The 16,051-nt window shown below is 33.7% G+C and carries 13 protein-coding genes and 2 pseudogenes; 7 read left to right on the plus strand and 8 right to left on the minus strand.

Annotation, left to right across the window (positions count from 1 at the left end; translation table 11 throughout):
* Nucleotides 1–515 precede the first annotated feature (515 nt).
* Nucleotides 516–1,535 carry an IS110 family RNA-guided transposase gene (locus Wcon_RS02510; RefSeq protein ID WP_114517104.1) on the minus strand — a complete coding sequence of 340 codons (1,020 nt, stop codon included), beginning with the start codon at nucleotides 1,533–1,535 and terminating at the stop codon, nucleotides 516–518.
* Between the two features lie 647 nt (nucleotides 1,536–2,182).
* Between Wcon_RS02510 and Wcon_RS02525 the strand changes: the two genes are divergently transcribed.
* Nucleotides 2,183–4,066, plus strand: coding sequence for a leucine-rich repeat domain-containing protein (locus Wcon_RS02525; RefSeq protein WP_114517106.1), 1,884 nt, complete (start codon nucleotides 2,183–2,185; stop codon nucleotides 4,064–4,066).
* Between the two features lie 43 nt (nucleotides 4,067–4,109).
* On the opposite strand, the gene Wcon_RS02530 is transcribed toward Wcon_RS02525, so the two are convergent.
* Nucleotides 4,110–4,523 (minus strand): hypothetical protein, encoded by a 414-nt coding sequence (locus tag Wcon_RS02530; protein WP_114517107.1) that lies wholly within the window; start codon nucleotides 4,521–4,523, stop codon nucleotides 4,110–4,112.
* A 248-nt stretch (nucleotides 4,524–4,771) separates the two neighbouring features.
* A pseudogene (locus Wcon_RS02535) lies at nucleotides 4,772–4,984 on the minus strand (recombinase family protein); the annotation flags it as partial.
* A 508-nt stretch (nucleotides 4,985–5,492) separates the two neighbouring features.
* Between Wcon_RS02535 and Wcon_RS02540 the strand changes: the two are divergent.
* The 4 genes and pseudogenes from Wcon_RS02540 to Wcon_RS02555 all read left to right on the plus strand — a co-directional run bounded on the left by Wcon_RS02540 (nucleotide 5,493) and on the right by Wcon_RS02555 (nucleotide 8,893).
* A complete protein-coding gene (locus tag Wcon_RS02540) occupies nucleotides 5,493–6,479 on the plus strand; it encodes a site-specific tyrosine recombinase (protein WP_114517108.1) in 987 nt (328 codons plus the stop codon).
* Between the two features lie 55 nt (nucleotides 6,480–6,534).
* A complete protein-coding gene (locus Wcon_RS02545) occupies nucleotides 6,535–7,260 on the plus strand; it encodes a lysophospholipid acyltransferase family protein (RefSeq protein ID WP_114517109.1) in 726 nt (241 codons plus the stop codon).
* Nucleotides 7,261–7,300: 40 nt separating this feature from the next.
* A complete protein-coding gene (gene rpsT, locus Wcon_RS02550; protein WP_114517110.1) occupies nucleotides 7,301–7,570 on the plus strand; it encodes a 30S ribosomal protein S20 in 270 nt (89 codons plus the stop codon).
* An 80-nt stretch (nucleotides 7,571–7,650) separates the two neighbouring features.
* Nucleotides 7,651–8,893: pseudogene (locus Wcon_RS02555) on the plus strand (citrate synthase).
* A gap of 91 nt (nucleotides 8,894–8,984) precedes the next feature.
* Here Wcon_RS02555 and Wcon_RS02560 read toward each other — a convergent pair.
* Both Wcon_RS02560 and Wcon_RS11370 read right to left on the minus strand, forming a co-directional pair.
* Nucleotides 8,985–10,424, minus strand: coding sequence for a hypothetical protein (locus Wcon_RS02560; RefSeq protein ID WP_237349995.1), 1,440 nt, complete (start codon nucleotides 10,422–10,424; stop codon nucleotides 8,985–8,987).
* A gap of 31 nt (nucleotides 10,425–10,455) precedes the next feature.
* Nucleotides 10,456–10,629: a hypothetical protein gene (locus tag Wcon_RS11370; RefSeq protein ID WP_179947465.1), complete on the minus strand. Its 174-nt coding sequence runs from the start codon at nucleotides 10,627–10,629 to the stop codon at nucleotides 10,456–10,458.
* A 387-nt stretch (nucleotides 10,630–11,016) separates the two neighbouring features.
* Between Wcon_RS11370 and Wcon_RS02565 the strand changes: the two genes are divergently transcribed.
* Nucleotides 11,017–11,310: a GIY-YIG nuclease family protein gene (locus tag Wcon_RS02565; RefSeq protein WP_114517111.1), complete on the plus strand. Its 294-nt coding sequence runs from the start codon at nucleotides 11,017–11,019 to the stop codon at nucleotides 11,308–11,310.
* 590 nt (nucleotides 11,311–11,900) lie between these two features.
* Here the strand turns inward: Wcon_RS02565 and Wcon_RS02570 are convergent.
* The 3 genes from Wcon_RS02570 to ruvA all read right to left on the minus strand — a co-directional run bounded on the left by Wcon_RS02570 (nucleotide 11,901) and on the right by ruvA (nucleotide 14,917).
* Nucleotides 11,901–13,103 carry a hypothetical protein gene (locus Wcon_RS02570; protein WP_114517112.1) on the minus strand — a complete coding sequence of 401 codons (1,203 nt, stop codon included), beginning with the start codon at nucleotides 13,101–13,103 and terminating at the stop codon, nucleotides 11,901–11,903.
* A 255-nt stretch (nucleotides 13,104–13,358) separates the two neighbouring features.
* On the minus strand, nucleotides 13,359–14,348 hold the full coding sequence (gene ruvB, locus Wcon_RS02575; protein ID WP_114517113.1) for a Holliday junction branch migration DNA helicase RuvB: 990 nt from the start codon (nucleotides 14,346–14,348) through the stop codon (nucleotides 13,359–13,361).
* Nucleotides 14,345–14,917: a Holliday junction branch migration protein RuvA gene (gene ruvA, locus Wcon_RS02580; protein ID WP_114517114.1), complete on the minus strand. Its 573-nt coding sequence runs from the start codon at nucleotides 14,915–14,917 to the stop codon at nucleotides 14,345–14,347. The genes ruvB and ruvA overlap by 4 nt, the downstream gene beginning before the upstream one ends.
* A 609-nt stretch (nucleotides 14,918–15,526) precedes the next feature.
* Between ruvA and Wcon_RS02585 the strand changes: the two genes are divergently transcribed.
* Complete coding sequence (locus Wcon_RS02585) at nucleotides 15,527–16,051, plus strand: c-type cytochrome (RefSeq protein WP_114517115.1); 525 nt, start codon at nucleotides 15,527–15,529, stop codon at nucleotides 16,049–16,051.

The raw sequence follows: 16,051 nt of genomic DNA on the forward strand, positions 1-16,051 counted from the left end.
AAGTTCTCTAATTGCATAAAAGTCAACAATAATTTTTTGTATCATGAAAAATATTTTTTGATGTAAAATTCAGCTCTAATACAACCTTTTATTTATTATTGTATTATCTTATTCAATCAAAAGAGGTTTTATTGGCAATAAAAACATCAACACTAATTTCCAATTAATCTCTTTTAAACTATGTAGCCAATGAATATGTGGATAAATACGTCCACACAAACTTAAAGTATTTATCCACATATTCATTAAGCTTATAAAAACTAAGGTATCATTCTTTTCCTCTATAGTCTTAATGATTTTACATAAGTTAAAAGTAGCATGCTTCCATTGTTCTCTCCGCGGTCTAATATGGCTAATTTATATTGTAGCCAAGCCGCACTATACTTGTAGGCGGAAGTGGACGGCAACATGTACGCCACGAAGTCTATGCTTCAACTTATCCTCTTGCTTATCCCTTCCATCGGCATTGCTATCTTTACTTTCAGTAAAATTATTGTTTTATACTTCTTTAGTGTTTATTGATAGCAAAACTCTTTTCTATCGATTAGCATCTTGTGCATAATCACGGCTAATTTTCTTGCTACTGCAACAATTGCTTTTTTCATGCCCTTTTTCTTTTTAAGCTTCAATCCCCAGCTTCTTAATTTAAATGTCCTTTTACATTTTACCAGTAAGACCTGCGCGGCTTCATATAACATATTCCTACAGTCCACTGGTCCCATTTTTGATATACTTCCGTGTCGATCAATCTCACCAGAAGCGTACTGTCTTGGACTTAATCCCATATAGGCTCCAACTGTATAAGATGTTTCAAACCTATGCAGATCATCTATTGCAGCTTTATATGTCATTGCTACTATAATACCAACTCCTGGAACAGTAGTTAATAATTTACAATCCTCATCTTTTTTGCTTTGTTCTGAGAGCATTTTATCAAGTTTTCTTGTTGATTCTTCTATTATTTCTAAACTATGTACTAATGATTCAATTGAGGTTTGGCTAATTTCATCTAGATTATTAACCATTTCTTGCACTTTTAAAGCAAAGTTTGCAGAACTAAGACGTTGATTAACTTTTATCCCGTATATTTTCAGTAATCCCCTTATTGTTCCCGCAATTTGCTCTCTGCAACGTATTAATTGTCTTCTGCTTCCAAGTATTATTTTAACCTGACAAGCTTCGTCTGATTTTACTAATACCTCCTTAAATAGCCCAACTCTCATCATTTGTGCTATGCCTCTTGCATCATTTTTATCATTCTTATTGATTCTCGCAGATAATGCTGCTGCCATATGCCTTGCATCTACACAAGTTACTGGTAATCCAAGATTCCTCAACTCTTTGCACATCGATATTGATAATTGCCCGCTTTCTATTCCTATGGACTCGTATTTTTTGTTTTGACCAAGCAGAAACTCAGCTATTGCACTGCTTTCACTTGCAACAACCCCTTCTTTAACAATTTTTCCTTTCTCATCAATGATACTAATAAAAGTTTCTTTGAGTGAGACATCTAACCCGCTATAATGTTTCATGAGACTACTCCTACTGTAAAAGTTTAAATTATTCTTGAAGAACTAATTCATTGAATTTGTTACTTCGTGCTAAAATAATGGAGTATGTCTCTCCATCATTCAATAGCAATTACAGTATGTACTTATAGTTTGTGTATATCCACAGCTACTGCTACGAGTTAGCTTAGATAGAAACTGACTGAGAGTTATATTCCTCAGTAAAAACCCTATCATCTCTGACCAAAGAGTTAGCAAGAATAAGCAGTTTTCTCATAGCAGCAGTGGAAGCAATTTTATATGGCTTTTTATGTTGATTGTACAATCTAGTTAAGAATTAACCCTCTGTGCACTACCATGTGATACGTTCGAACTTTTCAATATAGTAACTTTACTATACGCTAAAACTAGCTATATTAGCTTACTTTTGCTAAATTTACATACGAACCAAATTTCTTAATTTGATTGCAAAAATTTCAAGCTTCTCTTTTCACAACGCCGCTTTTATTTAAGTTGTTCTCACAAATATATGTACTATTTTTGTGCTTTTTAAAAAAAGTAAATAAATAAATTTTTTGTGGCACTACGAAATCAGTATTTTTCATAAACTTCAATATTACTTGAAAAATATTTGCTAAAATAGTAATGTAATAATATTTAGTAAGGTAAAAATGAATTTCAACGAGCATGTTCAAGGCGACAAATTATATTTTGATCATCAAGAAGAAGTAGATATCAAGAAATTGATAAGCTTTTTGCAAAAGAATAGAAACATCACACAACTTTCTCTCATGGTTTGTGGTATTGATGAAAAAGGAGCAAAAGAATTAGCTAAGCTTACAAACCTTACTGAATTTAATTTGAGTTATAACAGTATTGGTGATGAAGGAGCAAAAGAATTAGCTAAGCTTACAAACCTTACTGAACTTAATTTGGATGATAACAAAATTGGTGATGAAGGAGCAAAAGCTTTAGCTAAACTTACAAACTTTACTAAACTTAGTTTGGAAAATAACGAAATTGGTGAAGAAGGAGCGAAAGCTTTAGCTAATCTTACGAACCTTGAAGATGAGGTGTATGCGAGTAGTAAAGTAAAAAACAAACAAAGTGGGGCGTGTGCAAAGCAAATAGCAGATGGGGCTGTACCGCTAAATGTTATTCCAGTTAGTGACGGCTTAAACGCGAGTAATACTGATACCGATCCAAGCAATTTTAATTTAGAGGAAGATTTGAACTCAAGCTATGATTTAGATAACTCTCTTCCTTTTTTAGAAGGAGATTCATCTTTAGTAGAAAAAGAAATACCATTGACTGATGAAGAGAGTTTGTTAAACGACAAATTTCATCAGAAGATGAATTATATAGAGGAAAAAAATAAACAAAAGTATAAGAAAATTATAGGAGAAAATGAAAAGTATATAAAAGCCTGGACAAAGAGTGCTCTAAAAGATATTAAAGATGTAGCAATTGAGTATCTTGAAAGGGGGATAAAGTTAAACTCATATTGTGATGACAATAGAACAACTGTAGTGAACTTAATATTTGAGAAAATACAAGGTGTTCTTGAAAAAGTAAACCCTGGCAGAGAGATTCGTTTTAGTAAAGATCCAGATCCAGCAATAGAAAACGTGAGCATTATACAAAACATTGCTTTAAATTTACTATTAAAAGGCGGGAAAGTGCAGCGATATCTTTTCTATAACGATAGGATGTCACATGCGACTATGGGATTTATAAATCCTCGTAATAAAGGGTTTCATGAAGATGAAGAGTTTGATAAAGATGAAGGGTTTTATGAAGATGAAGAATTTGATGAAGATGAAGGGTTTTATGAAGAGAAACAGTTTGATAAATGTCTTTTTGATGAATGTAAATACATTATGGATCAGCTAAAAAGTGCTGCGTATGAAAGCATTGTGAACAAAAACAAACAAATTCAAGATGAGTTAGAAATAAACATAGATAATATATATTCTTATATAAAGTATCCACAAGGTAGTATTGTTGAGATTGTAAAAATTACAAATGAATTGGAGGTAGAACATCTAGAATTAAAAGTCTGCGAGTTGGAGATAGGAGGAAGTAAAGTAATAGTTGAATTTGAAGAAGAAGGCAGAAATTACACTGACATTATAGGTAGTGACGGTATAGTGTTAACTTTCTACACCAGCTTGGGAGGATTAGAAGTTAGATTATATCCTGATAAGGAGGATGAAAATCTCATAAGGGTAGAAGTAAGAGATCAAGGAAAGTTAAAGAAATTGAAAAGCTGTAACGAAGAAATAGGGGAAAATTGCTTCCTTGGTGGATTATCAGTTAATAAAGCTATAGAACAAGGGTATTTTGAACGACCTAGAAAGCTTTGTCAGTCTTCTGAAAGAGTTAGCCTATCTAAAAAAATTGAGGAGGGAGTCTTAGAAGCAGTAAGAGGTTTACAGCCTGGCGATATAATGAACTCTTCGTCAAATTCCTGTAGAGAAGGCTATGCAGAAAATCAGGATGCTAGTATGAACTCAAGTCACTCAGTGCAGTATAGCAAGTCAAGAGGAGTATAAGTACTCCAGGTTAAAATAACAGATTTTTAGGCAAGGCCAAGGGTTATAAATTACCTTTCTTCAAGCCGGTTTTTGAGATTACAATTTTATTTACCTCTTTTGAGTGGCTCTCTACAGTTGGAGTTACATTAAATTCTACTATGTTTTTATCCAAAGTTACATCATTTACCACATAGTCAGAATTCAAAAGATCACTATAATAGCTTCCGCTTCTCCAGCTACCCTCTGATATTTGCAAATACTCTTTGTCTAGCCATATAAGAGATGTTCTCTCATGATCTTTATGAGAAAATGCTAAATTTTCATCTTCTTTTCCACACGGGTGAAGCACCAGCGAGTATAAGTAAAAATCATCTTTAATATGCTGACCATCTTTATTATATTTGTGTACTTCATAATAAGAGTTATCATTAACAAATTCTGAATCATTATTGAAAAAATCTATAAAGTACGTCATGATGTTAGCCTCTTTTATTAATAAACTACTAATAGTGTAACTAATATTTTTATATAAGTCAATATAAGTTAATTTATTAACTAAAATTTTGGACTAAACTCGCAAGTAACCTGTCATTCCTTACTGGGAAGATTTTCCTGATTTTAACTATTTGTTAATATGTATCAAGATCTTCGCTATTTTATGTTAATATCCTTACATATTTGAGTATAAGTTTCTGTGAGCATTAGTGATCTCCTTTATAAACGTTACAACACTAAGCCATAAAATTTCTCCATCTGCTCACTCCATAGCATCGGTATTTCTCTTAAATCAGCTAGCTTCAAATCTCTTGGTTGCCTCCCATTTACTATATCTTCCTTAATCTTCGGAGCTAAATAATTCAGCCTTAAAATTTGTTGTATACGTCTTGTACCTATATTAATTTTAATGCTCAGCTCCTTCACACTTGCGTATTTTCCTACCACCTTTAGCCTTTATTGGCTTCTCGTAAAATTTCTACTATTTTATCAAATGTTGCCTTTTTTACTCCTGTTAACCTGCGAAATCATCTAACTCTTTTACTGTTTTGTATTTCACCTTTTCCCTCACTCAAAACACATCATTTTTCTTCGCTTTATCCTAGTTTCGAAAGAGGTCTATTTTCTTAACTTGACGCCTATGGTTGAAACCACTATCTTTTTATGTTAAAACTATCATATATACTATAGTATAATAAGCATAGACAGATATAGCTAAGGGATGTTCCATATTATGGCAGAACTTACTTTAGGAGATGTTTTTTATAGGTTTGATGTTATAATTAAAATATGATAAAAACAAGATCAAATTTGAAAAAAAGGTTAAAACAAAAGTTTGTAATGCTTACCTTATTGATAAACGCTTTATTTGTCTCATATTTTCTCATAAAAAACACAGGAAATACTTTTAATCAAATTATAGTCAAAGAAATAAATATAGGAGCTGACAATGAAAAATAAACAGTCGCAAAATAAAAAAGAAAATCTTTACATAACATATTACATAGATGCTTTGGCTTCAGAGAGGTCTGCTACACAAAATACTTTGGAAAGTTATCGTTCAGATTTACACCAACTTGAAAAGTTTTTATTAGAAGGAAGCACTACCTTAGTTGGTGCAAGTAAAGCTAATGTTAAAGATTATTTAAACTTTTTATATACACAAAAAAAATATAAATGTAGCTCCATATCAAGAAAAATGTCTGCTATAAGAAATTTCTATAAGTGCCTATTTAATGACGGAATAATAGACTTTAACCCAGCACCGGTTAATGATAATGAATTAAAAAATCCAAAGGTTTCTCGTCCTTTGCCTAAGTGTTTAAGTATTCAAGAAATATTTTCGCTCATGGAAACAGTAAAAAAACCAGCAAGCGGATCAAATAAAGAGATGAGCAATAAAAGGCTATGTGCAATTTTAGATATCCTTTACTCTTCCGGGATGCGTATTTCTGAACTAATTAATATGAAGTTATGTGAAGTGTCACATTTAGTAAACAGTAACGGTAAAGAAGGCTATATAATAATAAAGGGAAAAAGTGGCAGAGAAAGACAAATCTTTTTTAATGAGCAAGCATTGCAAAGCCTTAAAGATTATTTATCAATTCGTGAAAATCTACTCCCTAACAACAAAAAATCTGATTGGCTATTTCCAGGTGATAAACCTAATAAACCAATTACAAGGCAAAGGATTGGTCAATTAATAAAGGATTTAGCAGGAAAGTGCAATATTGATAAAAATAAAGTCTCTCCACATGTGATTAGGCATTCTTTTGCTACCCATCTACTAAATAGCGGAGCAAATATTGTGTTGATACAGAAAATTCTTGGCCATACTAACCTTTCTACAACACAAATATATACTCATATTGCTAACGAAAAGTTAAAGGACAAATTAGCTAATTCGCATCCTATTACTCAGATAATCAATAATTAAACTTATTGTTTTTAACTTGTAATAAAGTTAAATTTAAATAAATTTATGTGAGTTTGTGATTGCAAGTTTATTGTTTAACTTATTCCTTATATTATGGGAAGTATTCTATACTTTAATTACTCTCCCTGTAATTTTCTTTCCTGAGTGTGTAATAACCATTTTTCTCATCTATTCGGTGAAAGTTGTATTATTCACGCTGCGTTTATTATGTGGCATTAAATATGAAGTGAGGGGAATGGAAAACATTCCTCAGCAACCTTTTATCATTGCATCTAAACACCAATCTCCATTTGAAACATTTATTTTTATACTACTATTTAGAAAAGCAGTTTTTATTTTAAAACGTGAATTGAAATGGATTCCATTCATTGGTTTGCATCTCATGGCACTGAAAATGATTTTTATTAACCGCTCAGATGGTATTAGTTCTATGCGTCATATTATTAAATTAGCAAAAATGCGTATAAAAGAAAATAGAAGCATAATAATATTTCCTGAAGGTACAAGAACGACTATAAACCAAAGTATAAAATATCAACCAGGTATTGCTGCTTTATATAGCGTATTATCTGTTCCTGTATTACCGGTTGCTTTAAACACTGGTTTGTTTTGGCCGAAAAGCATACTTTCTCTGAGAAAGAATCCCGGAAAGGCAGTAATAGAAATATTGCCCCCAATATATCATGGATTAAACAAAAATGAATTCTTGCAAAGTTTAGAAAAAATCATTGAAGAGAGAAGTAGTAGATTAATTGCAGAAAAAACTGATATTGCAAATTAACAAAAAACTTTATAATTAAAAAAAGTACAGGTATTAATATATGGCAAATCATAAGAGTGCTAAAAAAATGATAAAGGTAATAGCAAAACGCACTTTAATAAATAAGATGCGGAAAAGTAAAACTCGTACTGCTATTAGAAAATTGGTCGATACAATCAAGTCTGGTGATAAAGAGAATATTGTCTTAGCATTTCGGAATGCTGAATCCAATTTACACAAATGTGTAAATAAAGGTGTTATTCATAGGAATACTGCTGCACGTAAAATAAGTCGCTTAAATGCAAAAGTAAAAGCATTGATGACAGCATAATATGGTTAATTTAAAGTTAATCGGATTAATATATACTCCTCAATTTGTATATCTTGTATAAAATTTAAGTAGCTTAAGTGATGGATAAAAAAGCATTATTAGAACTAAGTGATGGGTCAAAAATTGAGCTTCCTGTATTAAGCGGAACAATAGGTCCTGACGTATTAAATATTAAGGATCTATATAGGACTACAGGACTATTCACTTATGATCCAGGGTTTGTTTCCACAGCTTCATGTTCTTCTGCAATTACATTCATTGATGGAGATGAAGGAGTTCTGAAATATAGGGGACGTAATATAGCTGATTTAGCAGAAAGTAATAATTTTACTGCTGTGGTTTATTTATTACTCTATGGTGAATTACCCAATTCAGAGCAACACAAAAAATTTCTTCTCAAAATACAAGAATCATCCAAAGTATCAGAGCAAGTTACAAATGTAATCAAAGCATTTCCAAGAACTGCTCATCCTATGTCGATTTTAATTGCATGTTTTGCAAGTTTGTCAGCATCTTACCATGAAAAGCATGGCAACAATATCAATGGTGAAGATTTAGATTTTGGAATTTCTGCAATAGCACAAGTTCCTGCAATTGTTGCAATGATATACAGGCATATCAATGGTCAGGAATTCATAAATGCCAATAATGAATTGAGCTATAGTGAAAATTTCTTAAAGATGATATTTGGTGATGCTGTTGATAACACCCTTTTTGCAAAAGCTCTGGATAAAATATTTACTCTCCATGCCGATCATGAACAGAATGCTTCTACGGCAACTGTCAGATTAGTAGGGTCAGCTGGTTCTAATCTATTTGCAAGCCTTTCTGCAGGAATTGCTACACTTTGGGGTCCAGCACATGGTGGAGCTAATGAGGCAGTTATAAATATGCTGAAGGAGATAGAGCAAAGTGGAGATGTAGATAGATTCATTGAAAAAGCTAAAGATGATAAAGATCCATTTAAACTAATGGGATTTGGACATCGTGTCTATAAAAGCTACGATCCGCGCGCGCGTATATTAAAGGATGCTTGTTATGAGATTCTAAGTAAATTAGAGCAAAATAATGAATTGCTCAAAATTGCAAAAAAAACTTGAAGAAATAGCTTTAAAGGATGAATATTTCATTGTGCGTAAGTTATATCCAAATGTTGATTTTTACTCAGGTATAATAATGAATGCTATCGGTATCCCCTCAAATATGTTCACGCCTATTTTTGCACTTGCAAGAACCACTGGCTGGGTTGCTCAGTGGTATGAAATGATAAACGATAAAGAAACCAAGATTTGTAGGCCAAGGCAGCTCTACCTTGGCGAGTAAAGTTTCATTCATAATTTTTTTGTAACTTCTTTAGAATTTTTCTACTACAGCAAGCAGTAGGGCCAAAACTTTGACCCTACTTAAAGTAAATTTATTCTAAAAAATCTCTTTCACTAACTGGTACATGTGCACGCGATTCTATAGTAGATGATTCAAGTTTTGAATCGGGCAGTTCGTAAAAGGATTCTAAATGAACGCCACTATCTTTATTAGTTTTTTTCACTTCGTCTGATACATTAGATTCTGGTTGCTTACGTTTTGGAGATTGACGTTTCATTGAAAATCTTTTAATAAATAAAGTAGAACCTTCCTCAGGTGAACTATCACTTGAAGAACATGCAGCAGAATCCTTAGGTTTCGGAGGTGTAGTCTCAATACCACTATCTCCACTTGCTCCATCTTTCTCTACTTCAGGAGGGGCAAGAGTTTGTGGTGGTAACTGCATAGCTAGCACACGCGCAGGGTCAATGGATAGCTTATGATCTTTGTTGATTACAGAGCTCTCTATGATCTTATCCATCACACAGTAAGCAATGTCTGGGTTAGCAAAATCTATTCCATACACTCCTTTACTGCCCAATAGAGATTTCTGTGAAGTATGACCTTCAACATTATTTAATACAACCATACCAAACATATTATTAACGCGATCCACTTCTTCTCTTGTTAAATACCTCCCATCATTATTATTATAACTTACAATAGGAATTAAAATTGAATCTTCGTCACTGTCTGAGTAAGAGTCACGCAAAATACGATCAACTGATATGCCTGCTTTACGAAGCAAATCAACTACTGTAAATTTCAGCATGTCAACAGTTTTCACCTCGCCATTGGGAGTATCAAGAGAACGACATATCGATGATACTCTACGCTTTACTATATCTTGAATGAACTTAAGGTTATCAAAAATGCCTTTCTTTAAATATACATGGTTCCCCTCCTCTTCTAAAAAATCCTTAAATTTTTTAGGACTATTTTCATAATTTTCCATATTCGATGAAAATAAGCTTACAAAAGAATTTTGTAATTCTCCATCATCAAAGCCCTTACAGTATAAATAAGATTTTCTGTCAAAGCCCTTGTCGTATATGTTGTCTTCCACATAATCTTCATCAGGATGATCCTCTATAATACTCCCTATTGTGAATCGTATAAGTTCATTAGCTAGCAAATACTTTAGATTACGAACTACCTCTTTTTCCATTGGCACCAAAAATTTATTATCTTTAGTCCATTTCCCTCGATCAAACTTAAAAGGAAAAAACTTTGTATAAAAAAGATCATTGGCAGCACTTTCATCTCCACAAAATTTTTCTACTATACTCTTTCTCATATTGCTCAAGTACTCCTTGCACTGATGAGTATTCATATTTTTCTCAAACGAGAGAACAATATGATCTTGCTTGGAAAGAACACTTCGCTTTACATTTTCTACAGTGAGATTAGTAAAAGCAGTCTCACCAAAAAGAAGAACAGCATTAAACGCTTTTACTAATTCTCGATTTATTTCACTATTTGTATTAGGCATAACGCCACCTCCCTAATTTAAACTAATACAATTACTTACTGCTACCCTGACCACTAGATTGATTTTTCTTTTCTTCCTCCTCACGTTTAATCATGTCTCTAAAATCATCTATTTTCTTTGGATCTATTTTTCTCAGGTCAATCCTTCCTCCTCCTGGAGCAGTATTATCAAATACTCTTTTGCCTGAACCATTGTTACCATGCATATCAACCTCTCAATTAAAATATTATGTAATCAGTATATAAAAAATCAATTATCAGCACAAGTAGTTTTTTAACATAAATTTTATTTACCATTTTTATATCCAGTGTCAAGCACTGAGATGACAATAAAGGGGCTACTTGAATGACACCGAAGAGGCTACTCACATGACACCCTTTTGGTGCATTACGCACTGGCTCCCATCCAAAACGGTGTCATTCCAGTGCTTGACACTGGAATCCAGAAGAAAAAATGGATCCCAGTACTGGGATGACAATAAAGGAGGCACTGGAATGACAAAAGAGGAAGTACTGGGGTAACAACTTTTTTAAACTAAGTTTTCTGGATTCCAGTGCTTGACACTGGGATACAGTAAACTTATTTACTGTATATGAAAAGTTATTATGTTTATATACTTGCAAGTGAACGAAATGGAACTCTATATACAGGTATAACGTCAAATTTGACTAAACGAATTTGGGAACACAAAAGTAAAGCCATCTCTGGTTTCACGTCAAAGTACAATGTTTGTAAACTAGTCTATTTTGAAGAATTTCAAGACATAAATTTAGCAATTAGTAGAGAAAAACTCCTAAAAAGCTGGCAGAGAAAATGGAAAATAGACTTAATTGAAAAAACAAATCAAGAATGGAAAGATTTATATGATGAAATTGTGTCTGGATGACGGTATTTGAGTACACAATTTTATGAATATTGTAATCAAACAGACCAAGAAAGATGTCATGAAAGTAGCTGACATTGGCATCCACTCTTCTTTTTTCCTGGATCCCAGTGTCAAGCACTGGGATGACACCTTTCCTTATGGACTTAAGTCACAACTGTACAAACATTGCAATATGGCACATAATAAACGTTGGCACTGGCTCCCATTCAAGACGGTGTCATTCCAGTGCGTGACGCTGGAATCTAACTTTTACCATAATCATTAGAAAATGTTGTATTTTAACATTACTTTTATATTCCTGAATTTAACTGGATTCCAGTGTCACGCACTGGAATGACAACTTGTTAATATAAACTTTCTAGATTCTAGTGTCACGCACTGGAATGACAACTTGTTAATATAAACCTTCTAGATTCTAGTGTCACGCGCTGATCGAAAGGGCTAACACCCCTTTGGTGCATTACGCACTGATTTCCATTCAAGACGGTGTCATTCCAGCGCGTGACGCTGGAATCCAGAAGAAAAAAATGGATCCCAGTACTGGGATGACAACGAAGGGGTTACTTGAATGACAAAAAGAGAGAGAATCTTTACGATATCTCTCTGCTGACTGAAGTATGATTCTCAACTTCTACATCTCTTAATCCTCCCGGCATTTCCACAGCAGCATTAGACTTAGCAGCTTTTTGCTGATTACCAGCAGAAGATTCTTTTCTTCTAGTTATCTTCTCGAAAGCACCATTCGCTGTGTTTCTCCTAACTCTCCTCCTTGGTGGCTTTTGCTCTTTTTTTGGAGCAGGTGGGCACACAGCTACCTTTGGTTTTTCAGTTTTGTCTTCTCTTTTACTCACTTTTTCCTGTTCCTGTACTTCACTATTTTTGTGGTTTATAACAAATTTAGGTGAAGTGTCCACTAATTTTTCTACAGGCTTTGATAAAAGAGCACGTTCTTGCTTATCTAGAGTGATTGGCATTGGAACTTTGGATGAAAAGTCAAAGAGATGAACTGGTGCGATTTCATTCACTTTTTCTTGACAAACTTCTTTTTCTTTTGTTTTTTCCGCTTTTTTGTCTTCCTTTTTCTCGGTTGCATCTTGCCCTACTACTGCTGCTAAATCAACTGCAAAAATTTCTGTAAACATTGCAATAACAGAGCCAACAAGGAAAATTTGAAGCTTCAACTTTAAATTTTGCAATGCTTGCAAACGTTCTAGTATTGCTATTTCTTCTTCGGGAGATAACCCACCACTAAGTAATTTCTCCTGCAATTCTTTTATCTCTTTGTCTAGCCTTTTATCCCAGCTCAAATCTAAATCTTTTGTGAAGATCTTTTTGACTAATTCCTTAAGCTTATCACGCAAAAACTTAATTATTGAAAGAAGCAGATTTTTCTCTTTCTTCTCTTTGAGCATTTTGTAGACTCTCGGGTCTACATTTACTTCAAAAAGATTAAAGAGGGATTCAAAGAAATTTGCAAATGCTCCTTGATTATCACCAGCAAAGTAATCCTCATCGTCTTTTATCTGTAGCTCTACTTGAGACAATGTTTCATCAACGTAACTCGCAGCCTGACGCTCAAGCTCTATTCTCTTGAGCTCAGCTCTTCTGGCAAGCTCCTCTATGAATCCTTTTAATTCATTGATCTTCTGCTCTGCAGAGAGATCTTGCTCCCTAATTCGACTAATGAAGATTGAACTATCGTCGTTCCCGTTATTGCTTGAAAAATTTTCCATCACTTTTTCTCCCTCAATTGAATTACTGTTTCCGTAGCTACTTAGAAAACTTTTGACCATTTTACCCCTGTATAAAACTCAATTTTACAGCATCAAATATTTAATAAATATTAATCTTAAAATATCAATAAAATTATTGATATTTTTACATTCATGCTATACATAGCTTAACATACACTACATAATCTTTCAAGAACATCTTTCTAGTATAAGACTTTCTTACTTACCCACACACCACCTGCAAAACATACAACAAGAGAACATTATAATATTTGATGTAACATTATGTCAATAATCTAAGAGCATATTGACATGCTAACATATGCCTGAATTGATGCTGAGGTATTCCTTCGCTTGATCAGTTAAAACACGTCCTCTTGGTGTGCGCTTTACAAAGCTGATTTTGATTAAATAAGGTTCTACTGTTTCCTCAATATTGCCAACATCTTCAGATAGCGCAATAGATATAGTGTCAATTCCAATAGGTCCTGAGGTGTTAAACAAAAATCTCAGATAATCCATATCTAATTTATTTAGTCCCATTTTATCTATGCCCAATTTTGATAGTGCAGAGCCGGCAATTTCACAGGTAATTTTTTTATCATCTTTTACTTCAACAAAATCCCTTATTCTTCTGAGTAATCTCAAAGCAATTCTTGGAGTACCACGCGCACGGCAGGCAATTTCCCGTGTAGCATCTTCTTCAATTTCAGCAGAAAGAACTCTTGCACCTCTTTTTATAATATCAACCAGTTCCTCGAAAGAATAAAACTCAAGATGCAAAGGAATGCCAAAACGATCCCTAAGCGGTGCAGAAAGCAGTCCAAGCCGCGTTGTTGCCCCAATCAGTGTAAATGGTGGTAAATCTATTCTTAAAGTGCGTGTAGATGGGCCCTCACCTACTAATATATCCAGGCAAAAGTCTTCCATAGCAGTATATAAAACTTCTTCAATGCTGCGGTTTAATCTATGGATTTCGTCGATAAATAAGACATCTTTTGCATTTAAAGTGGTGAGTACTGCAGCTAAGTCCCCAGCTTTACTAAGCAACGGACCAGAAGTTGCACGAAAACTAACCCTTAACTCCTTAGAGACAATTTGTGCTAAAGTTGTTTTGCCAAGCCCTGGAGGACCATAGAGTAATACGTGATCCAAGGCTTCAGCTCTCGTCTGTGCAGCGTTTATAAACACTTTTAAATTTTGTATTAAGTCTTTTTGCCCGACAAAATCATCAAGTTGCTCAGGCCTGATATTTAAATTGTGTACATCTTCAGAATATTCCTTACTACATGATATTGATTTCATAGTGTTTTAAGCGCCATACGAATAATATCTCTAGTGTCCAAGTTTGGTGATTCATCTTCTATTTTTTTTATCGTATCATAAGCTTTTGTTCTTTCATATCCAAGATTGATCAGAGCTGAAAGGGCATCTTCACTAATTGGATGAAAATTATTGTTATTTATCTCTAATTTACTTACTTTGCCACTCAGCTCAGTGATAATTCGATTTATGAGCTTCGGGCCAAGTCCACTCACCTTAAGTGCTAGTTTATCCTCATTCATAATTGCCAAAAACAGCTGTTCTGGAGTTAGTTTACTCAAAATTGACATTGCGGTTTTATAGCTAACACCACTCACTTTAACTAGTAAACGCAGGCACTGCTGTTCTTCTTTACTTATAAAACCATATAGCTGAGCAACGTTTTCTCTGCTATTTGCATAAGTGTCGATAAGTAATTTTACTCTATTTCCGATTGAACAAGCACTTAAAGTTTTGGCTGAAAGGTATACTATGTGGCCAATATCATTCACATTCAGGATTATATGATCGCTGCACACTTCATCAACTATTCCGCTTAGATTCCCTATCATTTTTAGTATCGTATAAAATTCAGTTTAAATGCTCCTGAATCTTAGGTCAAGCAAACGAACATTATAACAGTAGCTCCTTGACAAATTCCTCCAGCCTTATTATTATGGTGTTAAGGTTCTTTTCGACTCAAAACTTGTTTTTGATCCGCGCGGGTTCAACAATAAAAATTCAGTAAAAAACTTAAGTATCTATTGGCGAAATTATAGCGGCTGCACGTCTTTTTTATTTTTCTACTTCAGCCAAATCGCGCTTATTTTAAGCGTTAGCACATTATTACAGCGCCACTTACAGTGATGTAGAGTCAAAACTTTCTACTCGGGGTTTCTTTTGCCTTTTTCCTATTTAGTAAATTTCTTAATATTTGGATTAATTCAGAGTCCTCAGGAATAACTACAGTTGCAATCATTGCAGACAAGTTTGCAGAAAATCTATTTGAGTATGTTATTCCAGATCAGTATGTGACTGGACCACGAGTTACTCCAGCAGCAGAATTGCGATCTATTGACTAAGTAGTAGAAATTTCTATCTTTGGTAAAATTAAGGTAATTGTTTGCTGTTTGCAAAAATATTTGCATAATTTAAGTAACATTACTTGATAAAAATTAACTATGGAGCTTAATAAGATTGCAGCATCGATTTTACTTTCTGGATTAATAATTATGATGGTAAGTAATGTAGTTGATATGCTCTATAATCCAGAGGATTCTAAAATAGAGCACCAAACAATAGTAGCAACCAGCAATGAGCCTCAGCAAAAAATTGAACAAGTGGCACTTGATATTGGAGCACTCATGCAGAACGCTAGCTTTGAAAAAGGTAAATCAGCAGCAAAAAAATGTATAGCTTGCCATAGTTTTGAGAAAGGTGGAATGAATAAAGTAGGACCAAACTTATGGAACGTGGTTGGAAATAAAAAGGCCCATCTTGGCAGCTCATTCAATTATTCAAAAACACTACTTGAAAAAGGTGGAAAATGGGGGTATGAGGAGCTATTTGCTTTTTTAAAAAATCCAAAAGCCTACATAAAAGGTACACGTATGGCATTTGCAGGCATTTCCAACTCAAAAGAGATTGCAGATTTAGTCAGTTATTTACGCCAATTAAGTGATAGTCCGGTTGCTTTGCCAAGGTAG

The sequence above is a fragment of the Wolbachia endosymbiont of Cylisticus convexus genome (assembly GCF_003344345.1).

What these genes read in the sequence shown, in the direction of transcription:
- Wcon_RS02510 (WP_114517104.1), bottom strand. Translation starts at nt 1,535, where the DNA reads ATGAAACATTATAGCGGGTTAGATGTCTCACTCAAAGAAACTTTTATT.
- Wcon_RS02525 (WP_114517106.1), top strand. Translation starts at nt 2,183, where the DNA reads ATGAATTTCAACGAGCATGTTCAAGGCGACAAATTATATTTTGATCAT.
- Wcon_RS02530 (WP_114517107.1), bottom strand. Translation starts at nt 4,523, where the DNA reads ATGACGTACTTTATAGATTTTTTCAATAATGATTCAGAATTTGTTAAT.
- Wcon_RS02540 (WP_114517108.1), top strand. Translation starts at nt 5,493, where the DNA reads ATGAAAAATAAACAGTCGCAAAATAAAAAAGAAAATCTTTACATAACA.
- rpsT (WP_114517110.1), top strand. Translation starts at nt 7,301, where the DNA reads ATGGCAAATCATAAGAGTGCTAAAAAAATGATAAAGGTAATAGCAAAA.
- Wcon_RS02560 (WP_237349995.1), bottom strand. Translation starts at nt 10,424, where the DNA reads ATGCCTAATACAAATAGTGAAATAAATCGAGAATTAGTAAAAGCGTTT.
- Wcon_RS11370 (WP_179947465.1), bottom strand. Translation starts at nt 10,629, where the DNA reads ATGCATGGTAACAATGGTTCAGGCAAAAGAGTATTTGATAATACTGCT.
- Wcon_RS02565 (WP_114517111.1), top strand. Translation starts at nt 11,017, where the DNA reads ATGAAAAGTTATTATGTTTATATACTTGCAAGTGAACGAAATGGAACT.
- Wcon_RS02570 (WP_114517112.1), bottom strand. Translation starts at nt 13,103, where the DNA reads ATGGTCAAAAGTTTTCTAAGTAGCTACGGAAACAGTAATTCAATTGAG.
- ruvB (WP_114517113.1), bottom strand. Translation starts at nt 14,348, where the DNA reads ATGAAATCAATATCATGTAGTAAGGAATATTCTGAAGATGTACACAAT.
- ruvA (WP_114517114.1), bottom strand. Translation starts at nt 14,917, where the DNA reads ATGATAGGGAATCTAAGCGGAATAGTTGATGAAGTGTGCAGCGATCAT.
- Wcon_RS02585 (WP_114517115.1), top strand. Translation starts at nt 15,527, where the DNA reads ATGGAGCTTAATAAGATTGCAGCATCGATTTTACTTTCTGGATTAATA.